16 protein-coding genes are annotated in these 19,097 nt (G+C 38.5%); all 16 read right to left on the bottom strand.

From position 1 onward, the window contains the following. Window positions 1-13: 13 nt before the first annotated feature. Complete coding sequence (locus tag M1R56_RS03105; protein ID WP_050240246.1) at window positions 14-265, bottom strand: hypothetical protein; 252 nt, start codon at window positions 263-265, stop codon at window positions 14-16. Between the two features lie 19 nt (window positions 266-284). After that, window positions 285-2,234, bottom strand: a complete 1,950-nt coding sequence (locus tag M1R56_RS03100) for a virulence factor (protein ID WP_248034568.1) — start codon at window positions 2,232-2,234, stop codon at window positions 285-287. Window positions 2,235-2,244: 10 nt separating this feature from the next. Further along, entirely contained in the window at window positions 2,245-2,892 is a 648-nt protein-coding gene (locus M1R56_RS03095) for a hypothetical protein (RefSeq protein ID WP_248034567.1), read from the bottom strand. Next, on the bottom strand, window positions 2,892-3,200 hold the full coding sequence (locus M1R56_RS03090) for a DUF5592 family protein (RefSeq protein WP_006154524.1): 309 nt from the start codon (window positions 3,198-3,200) through the stop codon (window positions 2,892-2,894). Before M1R56_RS03090 ends, M1R56_RS03095 begins: the two co-directional genes overlap by 1 nt. 147 nt (window positions 3,201-3,347) lie before the next feature. Beyond that, the gene (locus M1R56_RS03085; protein WP_248034566.1) at window positions 3,348-3,629 is read right to left on the bottom strand and encodes a BRCT domain-containing protein; all 282 of its coding nucleotides are present in this window, start codon (window positions 3,627-3,629) and stop codon (window positions 3,348-3,350) included. Window positions 3,630-3,637: 8 nt separating this feature from the next. Beyond that, entirely contained in the window at window positions 3,638-5,677 is a 2,040-nt protein-coding gene (locus tag M1R56_RS03080; RefSeq protein WP_248034565.1) for a pLS20_p028 family conjugation system transmembrane protein, read from the bottom strand. Between the two features lie 121 nt (window positions 5,678-5,798). Further along, window positions 5,799-6,299, bottom strand: coding sequence for a hypothetical protein (locus tag M1R56_RS03075; RefSeq protein ID WP_080982883.1), 501 nt, complete (start codon window positions 6,297-6,299; stop codon window positions 5,799-5,801). Window positions 6,300-6,381: 82 nt separating this feature from the next. Then, entirely contained in the window at window positions 6,382-9,510 is a 3,129-nt protein-coding gene (locus tag M1R56_RS03070; RefSeq protein ID WP_248034564.1) for a VirD4-like conjugal transfer protein, CD1115 family, read from the bottom strand. A gap of 4 nt (window positions 9,511-9,514) precedes the next feature. Continuing rightward, a complete protein-coding gene (locus M1R56_RS03065) occupies window positions 9,515-9,760 on the bottom strand; it encodes a hypothetical protein (protein WP_000113751.1) in 246 nt (81 codons plus the stop codon). 170 nt (window positions 9,761-9,930) lie between these two features. Beyond that, window positions 9,931-10,368 carry a single-stranded DNA-binding protein gene (locus M1R56_RS03060; RefSeq protein ID WP_248034563.1) on the bottom strand — a complete coding sequence of 146 codons (438 nt, stop codon included), beginning with the start codon at window positions 10,366-10,368 and terminating at the stop codon, window positions 9,931-9,933. Window positions 10,369-10,444: 76 nt separating this feature from the next. Further along, window positions 10,445-12,994, bottom strand: a complete 2,550-nt coding sequence (locus M1R56_RS03055) for an SEC10/PgrA surface exclusion domain-containing protein (protein WP_248034562.1) — start codon at window positions 12,992-12,994, stop codon at window positions 10,445-10,447. Between the two features lie 29 nt (window positions 12,995-13,023). After that, a complete protein-coding gene (locus M1R56_RS03050) occupies window positions 13,024-13,239 on the bottom strand; it encodes a helix-turn-helix transcriptional regulator (protein WP_248034561.1) in 216 nt (71 codons plus the stop codon). Window positions 13,240-13,362: 123 nt separating this feature from the next. Beyond that, window positions 13,363-16,827, bottom strand: a complete 3,465-nt coding sequence (locus M1R56_RS03045; RefSeq protein WP_248034560.1) for an SspB-related isopeptide-forming adhesin — start codon at window positions 16,825-16,827, stop codon at window positions 13,363-13,365. Window positions 16,828-16,847: 20 nt separating this feature from the next. Beyond that, entirely contained in the window at window positions 16,848-17,594 is a 747-nt protein-coding gene (locus tag M1R56_RS03040) for an LPXTG cell wall anchor domain-containing protein (RefSeq protein WP_248034559.1), read from the bottom strand. Between the two features lie 16 nt (window positions 17,595-17,610). Continuing rightward, window positions 17,611-18,684, bottom strand: a complete 1,074-nt coding sequence (locus M1R56_RS03035) for a hypothetical protein (RefSeq protein ID WP_248034558.1) — start codon at window positions 18,682-18,684, stop codon at window positions 17,611-17,613. A 13-nt stretch (window positions 18,685-18,697) separates the two neighbouring features. Then, window positions 18,698-19,036: a conjugal transfer protein TrbC gene (locus tag M1R56_RS03030; protein ID WP_248034557.1), complete on the bottom strand. Its 339-nt coding sequence runs from the start codon at window positions 19,034-19,036 to the stop codon at window positions 18,698-18,700. Between the last annotated feature and the right edge of the window lie 61 nt (window positions 19,037-19,097).

The following is a 19,097-nucleotide window of genomic DNA, read 5'->3' as shown; positions in this document are numbered from 1 at the left end:
ATACCTCGCTTATTTACCACAATCCTAATATTGTTCGCAAAATTCCATAAAAAACTAAAAATACAATAAATCCTATTCCAATCTTCTTGAGTCCCTTCAAAAACTCCTTATCTCGTTCCTTTTGTGCTTCCAGGCGTTTTGGATCTGATTCTCCTTCTGAAGCGAAATAATCTCTTTCTTGTTGCATGCGATATTTACGAATCAACACATATTGATCAAATCTCTGCTTAGTCCTTGCAATCATTCCTAGTTTATTTTTGGCCATCCTGGTTTTCCTTCCTTTCTTATTCAATACCACCATAGCGCTCAACTTCAGGAGCTAACAGCTGTTGGTTAAAGACCAGGTTTCCTACTCCTGCAATATTCATGAATAACTGTCCTTTCGTCAGACGAGGCAAAGTCTCTAGTTCAGACTGATTCATTGATCCAGACAAGGCGTTAGCTAGTAGAGGAACACTGGTTTCATCCGTCTGAGCAAAAACTCTATATTGCATCAGACCAAAAATTCTCTGGACTGCCGTTACGTATGGATCCTTATGAGTGCCAATCCCTGTCTCAAACAGAATCCCTCGTAGAGAATTAACGGACAATACAACACCAGCAAAGTTTTCCCCCATTGTATCAATCATATCAGCCAGGAGATTAACACTACTTTCATGCTTTGGATTAATGAGTGTCTGTGCCCCACTAATATTAACAATATAGTGTTGCATATCCATCTCTGTTAAGCTAGGGTTCCTTTTCAGTAATTGCTTACAACGTTTACCATTATTAACAATATCTGCTGAGACAAGTGAAAGAACCGAGAATATTTGAACATTTAACAAATGAGGAGCATTCTTCAATCCTGAGAAATCAAATGTCACAACTTGCTCTGAAGAGATATCTTGGAATTCTGTTGTTCCCTCGAAAATTTCTGCATTTGTTGTCAATAGTTCGTTAAACGTATTATAAATACGCTTAACAGCTTTGATTTCAGCCATATCCGTGCTAGAACTTTGTTCTAGTCGACGTTTGTAGGCATCAACAAACAAAATAAAATCAGACAGAATAGGATACTGTTCCTTCACAATATCCGTCGCTTTCAGTTTTTCTGGATTCAACGAAGGATTTCGAGCCCACAAATCTTCTTCAATATAGAACTCATTCAAGAGAGTTCCAAATGTGATTAAATCATCTCCTGTCACTTCGTTATTCAGGAGTTTATAGATACTCTTCAGTTTCTCGATGTGAAGGTTGTAAGATTTCTTCTTATCAATTTCAGTTCCTGCTTCATTGGTTACTGTTGGAAATACCTGGAAGATATTGATACGGTTAGCTTCACCTGATAAATCAAGAATCAATCCATGTTGTTTTCGTGTCTGATCAAGAAATTGGCCAGTAGCATCAAAGTTACGAATATAATGCCCCTTCGCATAGAGACCGTCTGTGTGTTTCATAAGAAAAGATCGCTGTCCCATCTTTGGATTTCCAGATAGGATCATAAAGGATCGTGTTCTTTTCTCGTCACGTTCTAGAAAATTGAAATTTACCGCTCCATTTGTTGGAGTCCATCCCAGATAGAAACCTTTCTCATCTTCTAGCTTCGTATGATTAAAGAAATATCCACCAGCTATTGAGTGAGCTGGAGTCGGTATTCCTCTTCGATGATTGGGCAAATCAATCTGATATTCAGCTGGAATAAATGGGGAATGGTATTCAAAATCTAATTCTCCAGATAGAATAGTGGATTTGAATTTCGACGTTTTGTCTTTGACTTCTTCAACCCTCTTAAATAATTCTTCTTTGGTTGATGCAAACACAAAGACACGAATATACATCCCATACATAGCTATATTTCGCTTATCAATTTCACGGCTTAGTTTATTAAGATTATCAATCTCATCTAGTTCTTTCCGATTATTGGTTAGTTTGCTATTGTTTGTAATCCGTGTTGACTTCTCTTCAATAGAGTCCTCAATCTCTTTTTGAAGCTGTCTATTATCTTCCTTATACAGTGACAGGAAGGAACGTGTCCCAGGAATCAACAACAATTCAGAAAGCCAAAAACGATCCATCCCTTCAGTTGGATATTCATAATAGTGTAAGACTGTATGATATCCATCACCACTTATCCAGGAGCGGTCATCCTTTTGAAAATCAATATTTCCTTGCGGTTGAATCTGGCTAAGAAAGGCAAGGTCATATCCTTCATTTTTTAGTTGTCTTTGTCTACGTTTTGATAAATCAGGCATGCTATCTCTCCTACACTTTCTCATTCATATTGTTGTATTGCTTTATAATCTGAATTTTCTTCCTGTAGCTGATATCTTGCGGAACAAAATCATTATTGCCATAGGTTTTAGCCTTCCGAACCAATTCGTCCAATTCGGTTGTTGTAGGCGCAAATAACCACAATATAAACTCTGTATTATAGACCTCTTGTCGGATATTTTCTTCAACTTTAATTTGGATTTGAAGCCAAATCTCACGATCTTTGAGTTGTAAAAAACGTCTATCGTTTACTGATAACTTAGACATATCTTGTCGTACTAAATCCAAATGATGGCGCAAGTCAGAAATTTGCGTGTCTGTATTTGTTGGCAAAGTTGTCGTCTCCACTTGGATATTCGGTCCAAATCGAGTCAACCAAGTTTCAAAATTTTCAATAGTTCTCATAACCTCGTTATAAGACATCGATCCTAAATCTTTACCTGGTATCTCCATCAGCTGCAAGTAGCCATAATCAACTAACTGGATATAAGCCTGGCTGTTTGGAATGATTGATTTTACATCTAACAACTCAACGCAAGAATGTAAATCAAAATATTCCTGCGTTTGTTTCTTCGTTTCTTGAATACGTCCCAGCGGACGTTTCTCATTTTTGGGGGATTGAATTTGTTTAATCGCCATTATGGTTTTCTCCTTCTGATATAATTCAAGCTGATATAACGTTTTCTTCTTCGTCTGAAGAAAAGAAACATGCTGTGCCAATTCTTTTTGCCACCGTTGGCAGGCAACACAAGATATAAACTCATAACTGGTGTCAACAAAATGAATGCGAACATCTGTATCCACTGGCTTTTAGGAAAGATTTTTAAGCCAACGCTCAAAGCGATTACGCCAGTAATTCCTACAAAAGCAATATCTAGAATAAGAAGACCTATAATCTTGATTTTGGCATAGATATCTCTAGGTACACCGTATTTTTCACCGTACATTGATTTCTCCTTTACATTTGTTTTGACACTCACATTATAATGAATAATCGAAAATATCTTTTAAAGGGACAATAGCATTTTTGCCATTATCTTTCAGGAAGTAATTACACAAAAAGTTATATACTTTTTTGCACAATAAAAGAAGCCTCAATCTTGAGACTTCTTAACTAAATCAAAGAATGATTCTTCAGAAAGAAAAGTAATCAATTGGCCTTCTGATAGTCTTCTAAGCGCTGCATCATGCTTTTTAGACCTTTTATCTAGATCAAAAAGATTCAACTGCTTGTGTCCTAAAACCAATATATCTGTCCTAGAAGATATATAATTTTGAACGACAGCTCCTTTACTTTCTAAAAATCGTATGGCTTCTTCTCTAGTTAGAGGACGTAGGCTTCCTGTGATAACAATGTTCTTCCCTGTTAGATCCATAGTTCCGCCTATTCTTCTTCGTCGTCACTCTCAGCGCCAGTGATATGACGTCCTCCCTGCATACGCTGACCTGCTTGTTGCATTTGTTGGTTCATGTAGTTCATTTGATTCATACTCTGTTGAAATTTTTGTTGAGAAGAATCAGGCTGTGCTGGTGGTGGTGTCGATTCTGAAACTGGCGCATCTGCAGGTGGATTTGAATCTTGGATTGGGGACTCCATTCCTTCAGCTGAAGAAGTTGAATCAACAATAGGTGCATCCGTTGTTTCTGGATCGATTGGTGGCTCAGGAATGTCAACTGGTCCAAATTGATCAATTCCAGGAACCGCATCGTTTTTCAAAGCGTTATAGGTCGCATTTTGAGCAGAGGCGGCTTTATCATCCAAGTTATTTAAAGCATTGCCAACTGCACCTTTCGTATTTTGCATGGCTTCAAATGCTTTCCATTCTGCTAAATCAACCATATTACTTACACCACCTTTGGCCGCATTCATCAAGCCCTGGTCTTTTACAGAGTTCAAAGCACCTTGAATACCACCTCCAGTTCTTGCAAGGCTATTCCCCAGAATCTGACTTCCTTTAGACAGGGCGTCTGGAGCTTTTTTAGCCATATCCATACCAAATTGACCAAGCGCCATACCCCCATTAAAGACACCTCCTGCTCCAGCCGCAAAGGCATTGCCCATCATCATAGCTCCGAGCAGTTGTTGAGCTGTTTCACTATGACCCGTTGAAACTCCAAGCCAGCGCTCGATCATGGCCACTCCTTGCATTGCCGCAAAGAATACCCCCACATAGACAAAGGCAGCTGCGAGACACTGTTCCCACATGTTCAGCCCATCAAAGAATCCGCCAGAAAGCTTAGATACTGCTGAAACAGAAAGGATTGGCAAATCTCTGAAAATCTCAAGTGTTACACGCATAATAATAACTTCAAAGAAAATTCCTGCGAAGGCACCACCAATCGTTCTTAACAACTCTTTGTATTTCTTTGAGTTTGATAGGGAGCTATAACCAAGAATCGGAGAAATCATTGCTTCAATCAGAATATCAAAAACTGATTTGACGAGCTTAATGATCATGCTGACCAAGAGAATAGCTAGGATTATATACTGGAGGAACATTCCTATCCAGTTGACTTTATAACGCATATAAACCGATTCAAAAGCACTCAATTGATTAATGACTCGGTGTTCTGTAATGCTTTCAACCCCTGTATTATTGGAATTCAACTTATGGAGGAACAAGCCTTTAATTCCTGCTATTTTATCGTTTTTCTGTATATCATCTAACATTTTTGGATTTGTCGTACCATAGTTTGCCCCAAAATCAATCTTGGTCGCAAAATCTGCCGTATCCCGTTGGTCAGGGTTATCCGTGATATTATTGACAGGGGTAGAACCCTCCTGAACGGGCTTGATATAGCCATAATCATCCATTGGAAACAACTCTGTAGAAAAATCTTTGTATATCAAGACTTTTAGGTCTACTACATTATTTTTCATGGGCTGAAGAGCCAAGGAGGAAGTTGGTTGACTACCAGATGGCGCTTCGCTGGAGACTGTCTGGATAGACATGGCATCCTGTGCCACTGCTGTTGAGATGGTGGTCAAAGCTAAAGGCAAAACCGTGGTTACTGCAGTTACCAAAAGGAAATTAATAATAACCCCCTTATACTTTACTGGCTTAGTAAAAACGCCTGCGATAGCCGACACAACCAAAATCAGAGTAAACAAGGACGTTCCTAATATCTGAAACCAGTAGAAAAATTGACCAATGACTGTCTTCTGATCCCCCAAATATCCGAAAAGCCCAAAGAGCTTGAACATATTATTAAAAACATGTTCTAGACTGGAAATGATTTGATAAAAAGCTTTAACGATCCCTCCTGGTAAATAGGATAGATATGCCATAAATGCAGGAGTCGGTTCTAAATAGTTTCCCCAGTAGGAATAGAATTCCACCAGTTTTTTGGCATTCTCGCCTGTGATTTCACCATTGAGTTCCTTGACCTCATTCACCAAATCTGAAAAGGTTTGATAGTGCACTAAAGGTACCTTCTTTCTTTTTAAGATACCCCTATCATATTCGATAATGACAAAATCGTTTTTAAAGGGACAATGAAATTCTGACAACAAAAAAGCCTCAAGTAATTGAGACTTTTCTAAATTAATCTGCTGTTCCATTGAAATCATAGAAAGCATTATCTTCTTTATAGCCACGACGTAGCTCAATGATTCGGATTTTTTTACCACCCTCAGTCAAGACGACTTGATAATAAGCCTCTGCTTCTTCAGGCTTACCTATATCCCTATAATCAACAGCGATTGTAAAATTGTCTTTGCCTTTCAGTTGACTTTCTAAACTAACAATAGTTCCCCTGAAAGAGGCTGGAATTGCCTTAACTTGTTCTTCTGAAAGCACACTGTAGTTAATACTTTCACCGTCGTTATTTGAAATGGTTCGCTTTTCTTTGTCAAATTTTAAGGTAGTTCCTACTCCACCTTTAAAATCAAGACTCTCATAACCATCTTCCTGTGAAAAGCCTGTATAGCTATCTTTTAGCACATTTTTAGCAATAGAATCAGGTGATTTTTGACCACAAGCTCCAAGTATAATCAAGGCTAAACCTACTAAAACAATTCTTAAAAAGTACTTTGCTTTCATCATTTATCTCCTAACCATTCTTTATTTTATTATAGCAAACAGCTTTTTTTCTTGCAAGTATTTATATAACTTATTATATATCTTTTTAGATAACTTCATCCGCAAAGAAATCATCTCCATCATCATAATAATCATAGTCACCTTGAATGACACTAGCTACAGCCGCCTGGAATAGTTCATCTGTAGATGTAAATGATTGGGATTGTACCTTTTGTCCTTTACTATGACGACCTGATAGTTTAGGAGTTTCTCCATTGTTGCTGAGGAGAGGCATGGTCAAACGTTGCCTCCAGTCTATGATGTTGTTGAAGGCTGTACCTGCATCAACTGCGATCTCCTGAAGTTCTAGCTCACGGTGCGCACTTTCGACTGGAATATCCGCAAGAGTCATCGATGTATCAAACTCCTCTTGTAAAAACATGTACTTGTAAGGGAAGCTGTTCTTATCATGTGCGAAGATTGGATCCGTTGTGACCTTACGTCCAACATTATCCCGTCCCTTGACACCACGTAAGATAACTGCTTCTCCTTCCTGAAGTTTGGCCAATTGCGTTGGTGTCAACAATTCTTGTTTTGGATTCTCGACAGCTACGTTTGGATTGGCTTCGTCCAGGATATTGCTGGAGCGTCTTCTGCGAGTAATAGTTCGTGTACCCAACTCAGCACTAAATCTCTTATTGGTATCTGGAGACGTCGTTTTGACGTAAACTTTCAATGAACAGTTATCCAGAATCGTTTGCGCAACATTTTCACCATAGACATTAACCAATTGTTCCAAGTTTTGAATCCAAAGATAATAGAGAATGTTTTGCCCCAATCCGATAGAAATTTTCGTATCCATGTGAGGAATGGCTGGAATGTTTGTAAACTCATCCAAGATGTGAAGAATACGATTGATACATTTCCGCCCATTTGTTAAGGCAAGGTCATAGTTGGCATTGTACAACTGATCCAAGAACAAAGAGACAATCCCATTGTACTCTGTGCGGTTTGGTGGGGTTACCAGATAGATGATTCTTGGTTTATCGGAGTAAATCAACTCAATATCTGACTCTTGGAGAAGATTTTGGGTATCTTCTTTATCCTTTAAGACGGTTATATCGATATGATCTAAAATTGGCTTTTTGGTATACTCATCGAGTTCTAGCATTTCACCATCTCTTCGATAGACTTTCTCAGCTGAGAATTGGAAGACCCGATCCCGAACTGGAGACTTACCATTTTTCTTATGATTAAAATCAATCGTAACCGTAAACTGATCTGGAAGTTTAGGTTCGATGGCATAAGTCAGATAGCCTTCTCCATCAATAAGAGTTGTCGCTTGCTTCACATAGTCGACGTGCTTTTCAACTTTGCCCCATTTCTTCAAGCCTGTAATGGTTACCTTAGCAGTCTTATGCTTGAACTCATTTTTTAATTGACTGTTGGTGCTTGATCTGAACTTAACAGACAATCGACGTGGGAAGGCAAAAGACTCTAAATCAATCGAGTTTTTGGAAGTGAGCTTCGCCACGTTGTCTTGCAAGAACAGGTTGATTCCTGTCATCATGCTAGAGTAGACATTTCCTTTGGTCTCATCACCACCAAAGTCTGAAGCACGAAATTCGATATCCGCCATTTGTCTAAATTTCGAGAATTGTTTTTGATTGACTTGTCTCAAATTATCAAAATAGACTGTGATTTTTGACTTCTTCGACACTTGTTGTTCTCTAGTTGGATTCTCAACGACTTCCCCCGTTCCATCCACAAAGACTTCTTCTGATCCCATTGTCGCCAAGAATTTCGCAACGTTTGGGATGGTAATGGTGTCCCAGGCATCTTCTTCACCATTTTGAACGGTTTCATTAGCCCGATCCATCAAAGCCATTGTAAGGGCGTTAAACAAGGATATAGAAGACTTACGGAAGTATTCCGCATTTCCCTTCTCACCACCTTTTTGTTTGGGAAAAATGGATTCTGCGACTGCATTGACATAGGTTTGCGTTTTCTCATAGTAACCTTTCTTGGCGGCTGCAATAGCTAGAGCCAAAGGATTGTAGGACATAGACCAATCCATATTTTGGAAAGAAAGCACATCAACTTCATAGCCACGTTGCCTCATCGTTTTGTACGATGCTTGGTAGTGTTCCCCTTTCGGGTCTCCCAGAACCATCGATGGCTGCAACTCCGCACGACTGTTGATATCAATCGCTGTCGTAATCTGACCTTCCCCCTTACCTGAACGAGTCATCCCAATCCCTAACAGATTCGTCGGCTTATCTTCAATGTAATAATATCCCGAAGGAAAAGATTGCATGCCCAAAATACGCTCCGCATTGGTCACGTATCGACTGATTGTCTTATTTTGCCATAACATTTGCGTTCGGAGTGTTTGCCCTGCTAAATCATGAGTCAGTTCATGAAATACTGGAGCCCCACCTTCACCTGGATAAGTTAAAGCTTTATTCGGAATCTTTTTGTATTGACGACGAATTTCATCAATCGTCACAAATCGGTCATCTCCCTCTTCATTATTGTTATAGTCTCGAAACTGCTCGAAGTTTATCCAGGCAGATTTCCAGGCGATAACTAAACCCAATAGAAAGATTGGAAATGCTAAAATCGGTGCTATCAAGAAGACTTTAGCGTTCAATAAACTTTGAAATAAGAGGCTGTTTAAGTCAAAGTTTACGGCCTTACTAGCATCTTTGAACGACCAAATACTAAAATAGAGAAAGCGGATTGTAGCCCTCAAAACAGTAACCAGGTAATTGGTTAAGATAAAAGCAATAAAGCTAAAACCTAATCCCATATAAACAAAACTACGGTAACTTTTAAAATAAAGAATGGGTTTCATTTCTTTATCAAAACGTTTCCGTTCTCGTTTAACAAAAGGGAGGGTATAGAATATCCTGAAGAAAAGATTCCAAAGAATGAGAGAGACAAGCGCAAAGATTTTAGGTAAGAATGACTTCATCCCATTGAGTAGCCCTCTAACTGATTGTCTCCAAACTTGTTTCCAATCAATTCCTTTACGATTTTTCCAACCTATTTTTATTGCCTGGCTTAGACTACTCTTTCCTGCTAATAACCTTTGATAGCTTCTTAAAAAATACGGCTGGAAGAGTTTGAATAGGTAATAACCTGCTACCCCTAGAAAAAGGAAGGTAGTGAGCCAACTAGCTCGAATCGCTTGGATAAGGGTATAAAATACTACTTCAAATAACTCAAACAAACGACTACCCCCTTACACCTTCCAAAAACCATTCCATTTTTCGAGTATAGAAGCTCGAAAAGAGAAATATGTGAAACTGTAGCCTTGGAGAGGCTTTCTCATAACGGTGAAAGTAACTTTCTAACCATTTCTCTCCATCCAACTGAAGAACATTCAATCGACTGGATCGACTTTGTTCTAGGTAATTGGTCACCTGAAGAGATTCCGCAATCAATTCATCAGACAGATAATTGTATTTTTGTCTTGCCATTGTTGCACTCCTTTCTTATTATTTCTTAATTCCCCTCTATTCTAAAGGATAATATCAAATTCTTTGTTAAAGGGACAAAAGACATTGTTATATCATAAGTTATATAACTTTTTATACAATAAATGAACAACAAAAAAAGCACACAAATGTTCTTGTATGCTTTCAATCCTTTAGAATGGGGAATCCGCATCCATTGGTTCAGGATAGGATGTAGGAATAGAACTTGGTATCGGCTGAGAAAAGCCTTGTTGTTCCTGCTTACGTCGGTTCGATGCTTCCTTATTTTCAAGGAAAGTGATTCCTCCTTGTTGGTTTGGTGAAATAAACTGATACATCCGACGTTGGCCTTGTTCATCATTATATGGTCGTTGGATAATTTCTCCTTTTAAGAGGATTGGAGATCCTTTAGATAGGCTCTGAGCCATCAATTCCGCTTGTTTCCCATAAACTTGTACATGGAAGAAACTAGGGATTGGTTTATTTGTATCATCAGTCATACTCGAATCACAAACAAACTCAAATTTGAAACTGGTATGACCATTTTTGGTTCGATCTACTGCATCATTTGGAATGAATGCAACACGTCCAGAAGCGATAAATACTTGCATTTTTTCTCCTTTCAATAAAGACCACAAGAGAGTCTTTATTCAACTTGTGGTCATCCTTTCATTTTAGTTCGTCAAATTAGTTTTCTTTCGACTTACGAAGGCCTGCAAGACTCAACAATCCCAAAATCATTCCCACAACTGGAAGCATGCTTGCTGATGTTCCAGTGTTTGGTAAACTATTTTCTTGTTTCTTATTCCATGCACGATTATAGGAAACAGGTGATTGAGAAACAGTCTTAGGTTTAACTTGGTAAGATACAAGTTTACCAGTTGCATCATAGACTTCAATAGGTGTGTTACCTGCTTCAAGGATCGCTTTCTTTTGCGCTTCAAGTTCAGCTAAACGCTTAGCTTCTACCTGCTCGCTATATAAGGCGAAGAGTTTATCATAAGCCTCTTGGTCGATTTTCTGTTCTTTCAACAACTTGTCAAGGTTCTCTTGTGCCTCTTTCAAGGCAGTCACTTTCTCTTTAAGAGTAGTTTCTTTTTGAGCAAGGACTTCCTTAGTTTTAGCTAAGTTAGGCTCTGCATTGAGCAAGGTTTCAAGGTCAGCCTTGGCTTGTTCAAGCGTCTTATTAGCTTGTGCTACTTTTTCTTTAGCAAGGTCAAGATTGTTTTCTGCAGTCTGTACTAGTGCTTTGAGTTCAGCTAATTTACCTTGTTCAGATGCTAGGTTGTTCTTAGCATTAGTAAGGTTACGTTCTTTTTGAGCAAGGACATTCTTAGCATTAGTAAGATTTTCTTGTTTTATTTTCACATCAGCAGTCAAAGCCTCTAGTGCCTTCTCAGCATTTTCTAAGCGCTTGTTAGCATTAGCAAGGTTGTCTTGTGCCTTTTCAAGTTTGCTTTGAGCAGTCGGCGTTTTCAAAGGCGTAGCTTTAAGAGCATCCAATCGTTTTTGAATTGTTTCCTGCTCCCCTTTAGCCTTGATATTCGCAAGCGAAGCACTTGTTTTTTCACGTTGTGCCTGAGAGTTTACAGTCTGAGCATTTAATAAGGAAGTTTTAGCAGTATTATAGGCTTTTACAATGCTTTCTGCTGTATTATTGTTAGGTACTTCAGTTTTATCCAACTTGTTTCCAGTAACTTGATTATCAAAAACTGATATGAAGTGTGCGCTTGTACGTCCTAGATTCTTAGAAATATCTAAAGCAAAATATTCTTTAGTAGCACCTCGAACAGAAGATACACCTGTTAGGTTTTGAGCATGCATCCACTCCCAACCATTAAAAAGTAAGTTAGAAATACTTTTATAAACCCACTTTTTAGCATCATTCATTGTATGGATTTTATCACCATCATTGCTACTGTTGAGATTTTCAAGGTATTGTTGAGTATCATCCTCATAAGTAGGCAATCCATACTTACGAGCCACGTTATTTACTGCTTTACTATCGTGACCTTTTCCGAATCCCCAATCATCAGCTACGTAACCATCAGTCACTTCGTCAGCAACTTGAAGCATGCCTTTTGTTACAACAGTCTTAGGTGTTCCAAAGCGCTCACGGATTTGGTTAAGTAGATCACTCGCAAATAGAGAAAGCTCTGTCATTTGCTCTGTTGTCAAGTTATTAGCATCAACACTGATAACTTTATCATTGGCATTTTCTTTGAATTTATTCAAATTCAAATTTTCTTGGTTGACCGATTTTAAGATAGACTCTACTTTCTCTCTATGTTCTTTCCACTTATCACGTTCATCCAAAATGTCATAAGGATTATTTACATAGGATTTCAAGGCGTTAACATATTCATCAGTAACTTGGAAAGTGTTAATAGACTTATAGCTAGCTTCAGCTACAGTAAAGGTATCCTGTGCTTTTTCAAGAGCAGTTTGTGTCTGGTCAGCTTTATTAGTAGCATCAGTCAATGTAGACTCTGTGCTTGCTACTACATTACTAGCTTCTGTCAACTCGTTTTGGACGCTTGAAATTGCATCTTCAAGATTCTTGTCGTCTGACTTAGCTTGGTCCAAGTTCTCCTCTGCATTCGTCAACTGTGCCTGTGCTTGTTTTTGGAAAGCCTCAGCATTTTCCTTTTCTTCGACAACTTTCGCTTGACCTGTACCGTCCAAAATAGCTTGGGCATTATCTACATCTTTCTGAGCATCTTTAACCTCATTTAAAGCATCCGCTACTTTTTTCTCAGACTTATGAACTACATGTTCTTGGTCTGCGACAACTTCTTTTGCTTTGTCAAGGTCATTTGCTGCCTTATCTTCTTGGTTTTCTGCGTCAGTTTTACCTTTTTCAGCACTAGTAACTTCTTGCTTTTGTTTTTCAATGTTTTCTGGAGTCGCTTTATCCTTGGCTTGTTGAGCATTATCTACTTCAGATTGAGCATTACCTACTTCAGTCTGCGCTTGGTCTTTTTCAGTCTGCGCTTGGTTTTTCTTAGCTTGTGCATCTTCTACTGCTTGGGTAGATTTATCAAGTTTATCCTTGGCCACGTCAACTTGTTCTTTAGTGACTTCCTTTTTGACTTCAGGTTTTGTTTCTTCCTTAGAAACAGTCTGGTGATTAGTTGTCGGTGCTACTGTCGTTACTTCCTCTGCATGTACGTTCGTAACACCTAAACCTAGAGCAAGGGCAGATGCTCCTACTACTGCAATTTTCTTATTATCCATATAATTCTTTAATCCTTTTCGTAAGTAACCTAAATAAATTGTAATTCCAAAAGTTCGCTTATGTCTGAAATATTCAAAGCACTAGCGATTTTTGCTAAATATTCCTTATTGATTGAGATTCCTTGCCCCCTTGCAAACGTGCTAACAGCAGTTTCAGTTAGGTTTGATAACTTAGCTAGTTCACTCTGCGTCATGCCACGTTCTGCTAAAACTTCTTTTAGCTTTATCTTGACAACTACTGACATCTAACCCCTCCTTGTTTTTGAGAATTTTATGATTTAATTATATAATAATTAAATTATTTCCGCAAGAGAAAGGGACATGATTTTAAAAATAAAGAGTTAGCACATGCTAACCCTATATTCTACTTAGTTTTCTTTGCGTTTCACAGTAACTACATAGCCAGAAGTTGCAAGTGACAAAATCAATCCTGCTACACCTAACATACTTGAACCTTCTCCAGTATTTGGCAGTTCATTTTGAGTTGGTGGAGTTGGTGGAGTTGGTTTTGGCTTACTGTATGTTTTAACTTCATTAGAAAGTACAGGTGTTCCATTTACAAATAGAGTGTATTCGTTGAATACTTCACCGTGCTTAATACGTTTAACTTCTAGGAAGGCATCAGCTCCAAATTCGCTAGTTCGAGGAATTGAAGCTAAGAAATCTTTAGTGAAGCGTGTTTCAAACAATCCAGTTTTAGCATTGTAGATTGTTTCAGTGTAACCTTTGAGGTCATCACCAGCTTTAATAACTTTACCATTTGGCAGTACCAAGTCTTTAATAGCTTTGATTGTAAATCCTTGGTACTCATCATGTTCAACATCGAGTGTGTCTACAAAACGATACTCAAACAAGTCATAGCCACGTCCTGCTGGAATAACCCAACCTTCTAGCTTGTAAGTGATCGTATCGCCTAGTTGAATTTCTTTTCCGTCAATACTTTCACCCTTCGCATTCAATACATCTTTATGAACTTCTGGTTTAGGAAGATGGTTGACTACCTTGTTTCCTGCATATCCGTTACCGAAGTCAATTTGGTGAACTGCATTCACAATGTCGCCTTCAGTGAATGTTTTCTTAATCTTGAATGAAAAGTTATAAGTAATATCTAAACCTTTCTTCAGGTAGGCTTCATAGAATGATTCTGGATCTTTCGCAGCCCACATATAAAATTCACCTACTGGTGAGATTCCTGAATCCGTAATAATTTTACGCAATTTTTCGCCCAATGATTCCATTGAAAGAACACGGTACATTTGCAACAATTCAGATACATCTTTATTACCAGCAGTAATAGACTTGACGTGCATTGTGCTTGTATCAAGGGCATTTTCGTCTGGATCATCAATCATCAAGAAGTTTTTCATGATCGCTGACTTAGATGCTTCAATCCCTTTGTAGTTTGAAAAGTTTTGAGTAAATTTATAGTTCAACTCTGTTGTAGGAAGAACCGACTTACCGTTGATTGATACGCCTTTATTATCAACTACGTCTTTGACTGGTTTTGAACCTGAAGTCTTAACTTTAGGTGTGTTAGATGTAACTGTGTACTTCTTTTTAGACTTAGTTGTCAAAGTCATAGAGTAAGTATTGTTATAGAAACCATTGTCATTCAAGACTGTACCAATCAATTTAATTTGTGGCATAACGTAGTCTTTGTCAAGGTTTGCATTTACTTTGGCAAGTTCTCTAGCACCGAATTTAATAAGTGTTCTACCTTGTCCGTTGTGAGTAAACTCAAGCGTTGGATTTACTTTAGCAGTTGCTTTTGTGTCCAAAAGGTAGCCAGATTCAAGTGGATCATTCAACTCAATAGCAGACATTACTTCACGGCCAGCTTTAAGCATACCAGTATTAAGAGTCCAGTTTACAATCGAACCTTTAGGAACGAGTTTGCCATCGATATTAACATTATCATCATTCACTACTCCTTTGCTGATTTTCGGAGCGTACTTCACGGCAGTCTTATGATATTCCACTGAAATTTTCTTTTCATCTGGAACTGGCACATAAGGTTTAAGAACTGGATCTTCTGGATCAGGGTCAATTAGTTTAGGTTCAACTGGTTTTTTGAGTTCAACTGGGTCGGTTTTTTTAGGTGTAAAATTCGGATCTTCAACTTCTTTGATAGAAATTGGTTCAACATTTTCCTTCACTTCTTTTTGAGAAGCACGTCCGAAGAGACCACCGACGATTGAGTAAGAAGTGTCAGAAGTGTTAATATGGTCGAATGAAAAGTTGATTTTCTGACCTTTATCTAAACTCCAACCAATACCATTACTGTCAAGAACCCCTGCCGTACTTTGAGATTGTGCGGAGTTGTTAGCAGTAAATGTATTACCACTTTGGGTAATATTTTTCCCTGTTGTGATTTTAGCACCATCGATTGTTGAAGCCTTAATAACTTGGTTACTATCTACGTCATTGACAGTTACCTCGCTAACATCGTCAGCATCAGTAATCACTTGAACATTCACTTGTTTAACCCAACCTTGACGGTCATTTAGATATGCGCCGCTAGCTCCGTAGCCACCGCCTTGACCATCAACTCCTCCTCCACCGTTAGCTTCTCCTGCTCCGGCAGAAATGAATACACCATAACCAATCCCTCCATCTTCTGCAGCCCACAAGGCAACATATGAACGGATAAATCCAGATTCTGCAGAAGGTGTCACCGAATCAAAGTTAACAGTAACATCGCCGTGTGAAGTGTTTTTAACTTTGATAGTTGCAGTTCCAGTTTTATAATCAAACAAGAATACATTGTCAAACTTAGCGTCTAAGTTTGTATTCCTTGCATAACCTTGAATAACATTTTGAACATAGGCTGGTGGTGTGACTTTAGATGCTCCAGCGACTGCTTCAAAGGTAGTATCTGCAGTTGCAGTCAAACCTGTCTCTTTGGTTGTGATTACCCTTACACCAGCATTTTCTTTATTCCACTGATCAACCGCTGCCTTATCGGTTCTCCAAACACCTGTATATGTAAGCCCTTTGGCTTCCATAATAGCTCTGTTTTTATCATGAAGAGCTTGAGCTTGACGTCTTTTCTCTTCTAGTTCTTTCAGACCACTTTCGTTAGATAATTTCGCTCGAACAATATAATCAGCAATAGCCTTTTTATCTTTTTCAAGATCACCTGTGTAAGTTAAACCAAGGGCTTCCATTTTCGCCTTGTTTTCGTTAGCGATTTCTTCGTTTAGCTTTTTAACACGCGCCACTTCCTTTTCATTAGCTTGTTTAACACGTGCTTCGTCCTCTTCGTTTAGCTTTTTAACACGCGCTTTTTCATCTTCATTGTCCTTTTCAATTTGCGCATTTGTGTCATTGGCGTTTTGGATCGCTTCAGTATTTTCAATTTTTTCAGCTTTTGCTTCCTCAATAGCTTTAACTTGCTTCTTTTCATCATCTTTGGCTTCAGCTAGCGTATCGTAAATAACTTGTGGTTTTTCTGTAACCTCAACTCCTGCACCTTTCGCTTTTTTTACTGCATTGTCAAGTTCTGGAGTTTCAACAGACGTTACGATCTCTTTCCCTGCCTTGTTAGCGTTGTTTGTCATTTCAACGTGTTCAGCAGTAGGCTCTGGTTGCTTTTCAGTAAGATTTGTTGAAGGATAACCAGTTTCAGAAACCACCTCAACCTTAACTGGTGCTGATGTTGTTTCTTGAACTGTATTAGACACACTTTGTCTTGCTACCAGCTCGTCAGCAGAAACTTTTCCTCCTGAAAAAGCTATCGCAAGAGCGGCCATTCCCAAAATAACACCACAAGCACCGTATTTCTTAATTTTTCTGATTGATCCAAGTACCTTTGTTTCTTGTGTTTTAAACATTTATTTTCCCCTTTACTTAATTAAAATGATTTTTTCTTATAGAAGTAGCTAACTGCTGTCATCAACATGCTACCAATAGCGCCTAGAATGCTTTCTGCTGTCCCTGTATTTGGAAGTGTTTTGAGCTTGCCATCTTTGTCAGTAACAGAGATAGTCTTGTCTTCGTTAACTGTTCCACCAATTTCTTCTGGGGCTACTACAGAACCATCTGAAAGAACTACGCTTCCGTTTTTGGTGCTAACAATAGTCGAACCTGTATTTGTTTCAACGGGCTCTTTAGATACATCATGGACAACCTGTCCAGTTGATGTAGATGTTGTTCCAATTTGTGACTTTCCTTGCTGGTTCGCTTGATCAGTAGTTTTTGGCTGTTCATCTGGAACACCATCTAGGCTACCCGCGTTATCCTTATCTTGTGCCTTATCTGAAGGCTCTGGTTTATCAGCTGGAACTCCGTCAAGACTTCCTGCGTTATCCTTGTCTTGCGCCTTATCTGAAGGTGCTGGTTTATCAGCTGGAACTTCGTCAAGGCTACCTGCGTTATCCTTGTCTGAGGGAGCTGTTGGATCCACTGGAGTAACTGAAGGCTCTGTTGGCTGATTTGCTGGAGCCTCTGTTTCTGTTGAAGCGCTTGGTGCTGTCGGCGTAACTACTTCTGTTGTTGGAGCAGAAGAATCAATTGGCGCAAGTTCATCTGCTGATACATAACCAGCTTGTGCAAGTGCGAGTGTTGAAAGCGCAAGTGTGGTTAATAGTTGTTTATTCATTTTGCTTTTTCCTTTTCTAATTTTTAAGATAATTTGATTCCTTTGGTTCTGTTTCTACAACAAATCCATATTTTGAAGAATCAGAAGCTTTTACATCAAAAGTTAATCTAACGCTAGATGATTTATCCCCTCTTTTGACAGACAGGATATAGGAAACCGTATATCTTTGAGTTTCTGAATCATAATTCAATTTCTCTAAAATAACGGACTGTAAAATCCCTTCTTTTGGTTGGGTAAATTTTGCATCACCTTCAGAAAGAAAATCCACTAGATTTTCTTTTTTACCTGAGTAATAAGAAGGTAAGAAATAGCGACTAAATACATCAACTTCATTTTTCGTTGAAATGATTAGTTGAGTATTTTTTTGTTCCTGATATAAGAAATTTACTTTTTCTGACTGGTTTGATAGTTGAGCGAAAGCAAAAAATACGCAAATGATATTTATTGCTAACAACACTCCCAATGCACCTATGAATAGATAAAATTTCTTCAGAGAAGTTGACCGCTTTTGAGATACAGGATACGCAACATCTGTTTGATCCCTTGCTTTTGGAACAGGTGGTAGGCGATTGGATTGTGAAACAGCTTCTGTCTCACCTTCAGCTGGGAAAAGTGGAAGAGAAGAATCGGATAATCCCAAACTTTGTTTATATACAGGATAAATCTGGTTCTCAAAATACTCCCGTTTTTCTTGATAGCTGTAATTCGCAAATTCAGAGCGAGTAAGTATCGCTTGAATGAGAGGAAGCAAGAGGTTTTCATAGTCTTCTGTAATGCGGAATGGACTAGCATAAACCTCCCCTTCTGTCACCACGTTTTTCCCTTCCAGATGGGCAATTGCTACTTTTTTCAGCTGAAACTGACCATACATCTGTTTCAACTCTCTAAATAACAACTCGGCCTGGTGAAATGTTAGGTAGGGCAAACTTTTTGAAATCGGCTGAGAAAAATCATAAAGATGATCCAATGCCTCAATGATAGCAAGTAACTCACTATCATCCTCTGGTCCTCTTGCATCTTCCCAGATGATTTCTAGAAATAAGTCATCTGTAATCATACAGCGGCCTTTATTAAAGAGCGCAAAAGCCATAATTCACCATCCCTTAACTTTTCACGAAATCAAAAATCCATTCAATGATACTTGGTCCCGCTGAAACACCAATAATTGCAATTGCAATTGAAATCCAATGTTTTTTCATTGAGGCTTTTAACTCTCGTCCACCAAACGCATAAATGAGCGAAGTGACAACGGCAGCTAGACCAAATAGCGCAACACTGACTAGCTGAACTTTTGTAATTCCTTGTTTCGCCAAGTTATCCGACTTAACAAATGGATCGTCCGCATAGACTGTAGATCCTGTTAGGAATAGGGAAAGGCTCAATAAAAACATCTGTGATTTTGTTTTTACTTGCTGAAGTTGTCTTGTCAAATAATTTTTCATAGAAATCCTCCTTTGTTATTTTGACAATATTAGTGTAATAGATAATTGAAAAAAATTTTTT

This window comes from Streptococcus sp. oral taxon 431 (genome assembly GCF_023115445.1).
GTDB lineage: Bacteria > Bacillota > Bacilli > Lactobacillales > Streptococcaceae > Streptococcus.
This window is presented reverse-complemented; position numbering and strand designations above follow the sequence as displayed.

Excerpts from the sequence above, each read along its gene's own strand:
- M1R56_RS03060 (WP_248034563.1), bottom strand. The coding sequence starts at position 10,368 with ATGCAAGTATTTATCGCTTCTGGACGTGTTGCATTCATTCCAAATGAT.
- M1R56_RS03065 (WP_000113751.1), bottom strand. The coding sequence starts at position 9,760 with ATGGCAAGACAAAAATACAATTATCTGTCTGATGAATTGATTGCGGAA.
- M1R56_RS03085 (WP_248034566.1), bottom strand. The coding sequence starts at position 3,629 with ATGGATCTAACAGGGAAGAACATTGTTATCACAGGAAGCCTACGTCCT.
- M1R56_RS03075 (WP_080982883.1), bottom strand. The coding sequence starts at position 6,299 with ATGATGAAAGCAAAGTACTTTTTAAGAATTGTTTTAGTAGGTTTAGCC.
- M1R56_RS03095 (WP_248034567.1), bottom strand. The coding sequence starts at position 2,892 with ATGGCGATTAAACAAATTCAATCCCCCAAAAATGAGAAACGTCCGCTG.
- M1R56_RS03090 (WP_006154524.1), bottom strand. The coding sequence starts at position 3,200 with ATGTACGGTGAAAAATACGGTGTACCTAGAGATATCTATGCCAAAATC.
- M1R56_RS03105 (WP_050240246.1), bottom strand. The coding sequence starts at position 265 with ATGGCCAAAAATAAACTAGGAATGATTGCAAGGACTAAGCAGAGATTT.
- M1R56_RS03035 (WP_248034558.1), bottom strand. The coding sequence starts at position 18,684 with ATGGCTTTTGCGCTCTTTAATAAAGGCCGCTGTATGATTACAGATGAC.
- M1R56_RS03040 (WP_248034559.1), bottom strand. The coding sequence starts at position 17,594 with ATGAATAAACAACTATTAACCACACTTGCGCTTTCAACACTCGCACTT.
- M1R56_RS03045 (WP_248034560.1), bottom strand. The coding sequence starts at position 16,827 with ATGTTTAAAACACAAGAAACAAAGGTACTTGGATCAATCAGAAAAATT.
- M1R56_RS03030 (WP_248034557.1), bottom strand. The coding sequence starts at position 19,036 with ATGAAAAATTATTTGACAAGACAACTTCAGCAAGTAAAAACAAAATCA.
- M1R56_RS03055 (WP_248034562.1), bottom strand. The coding sequence starts at position 12,994 with ATGGATAATAAGAAAATTGCAGTAGTAGGAGCATCTGCCCTTGCTCTA.
- M1R56_RS03050 (WP_248034561.1), bottom strand. The coding sequence starts at position 13,239 with ATGTCAGTAGTTGTCAAGATAAAGCTAAAAGAAGTTTTAGCAGAACGT.
- M1R56_RS03100 (WP_248034568.1), bottom strand. The coding sequence starts at position 2,234 with ATGCCTGATTTATCAAAACGTAGACAAAGACAACTAAAAAATGAAGGA.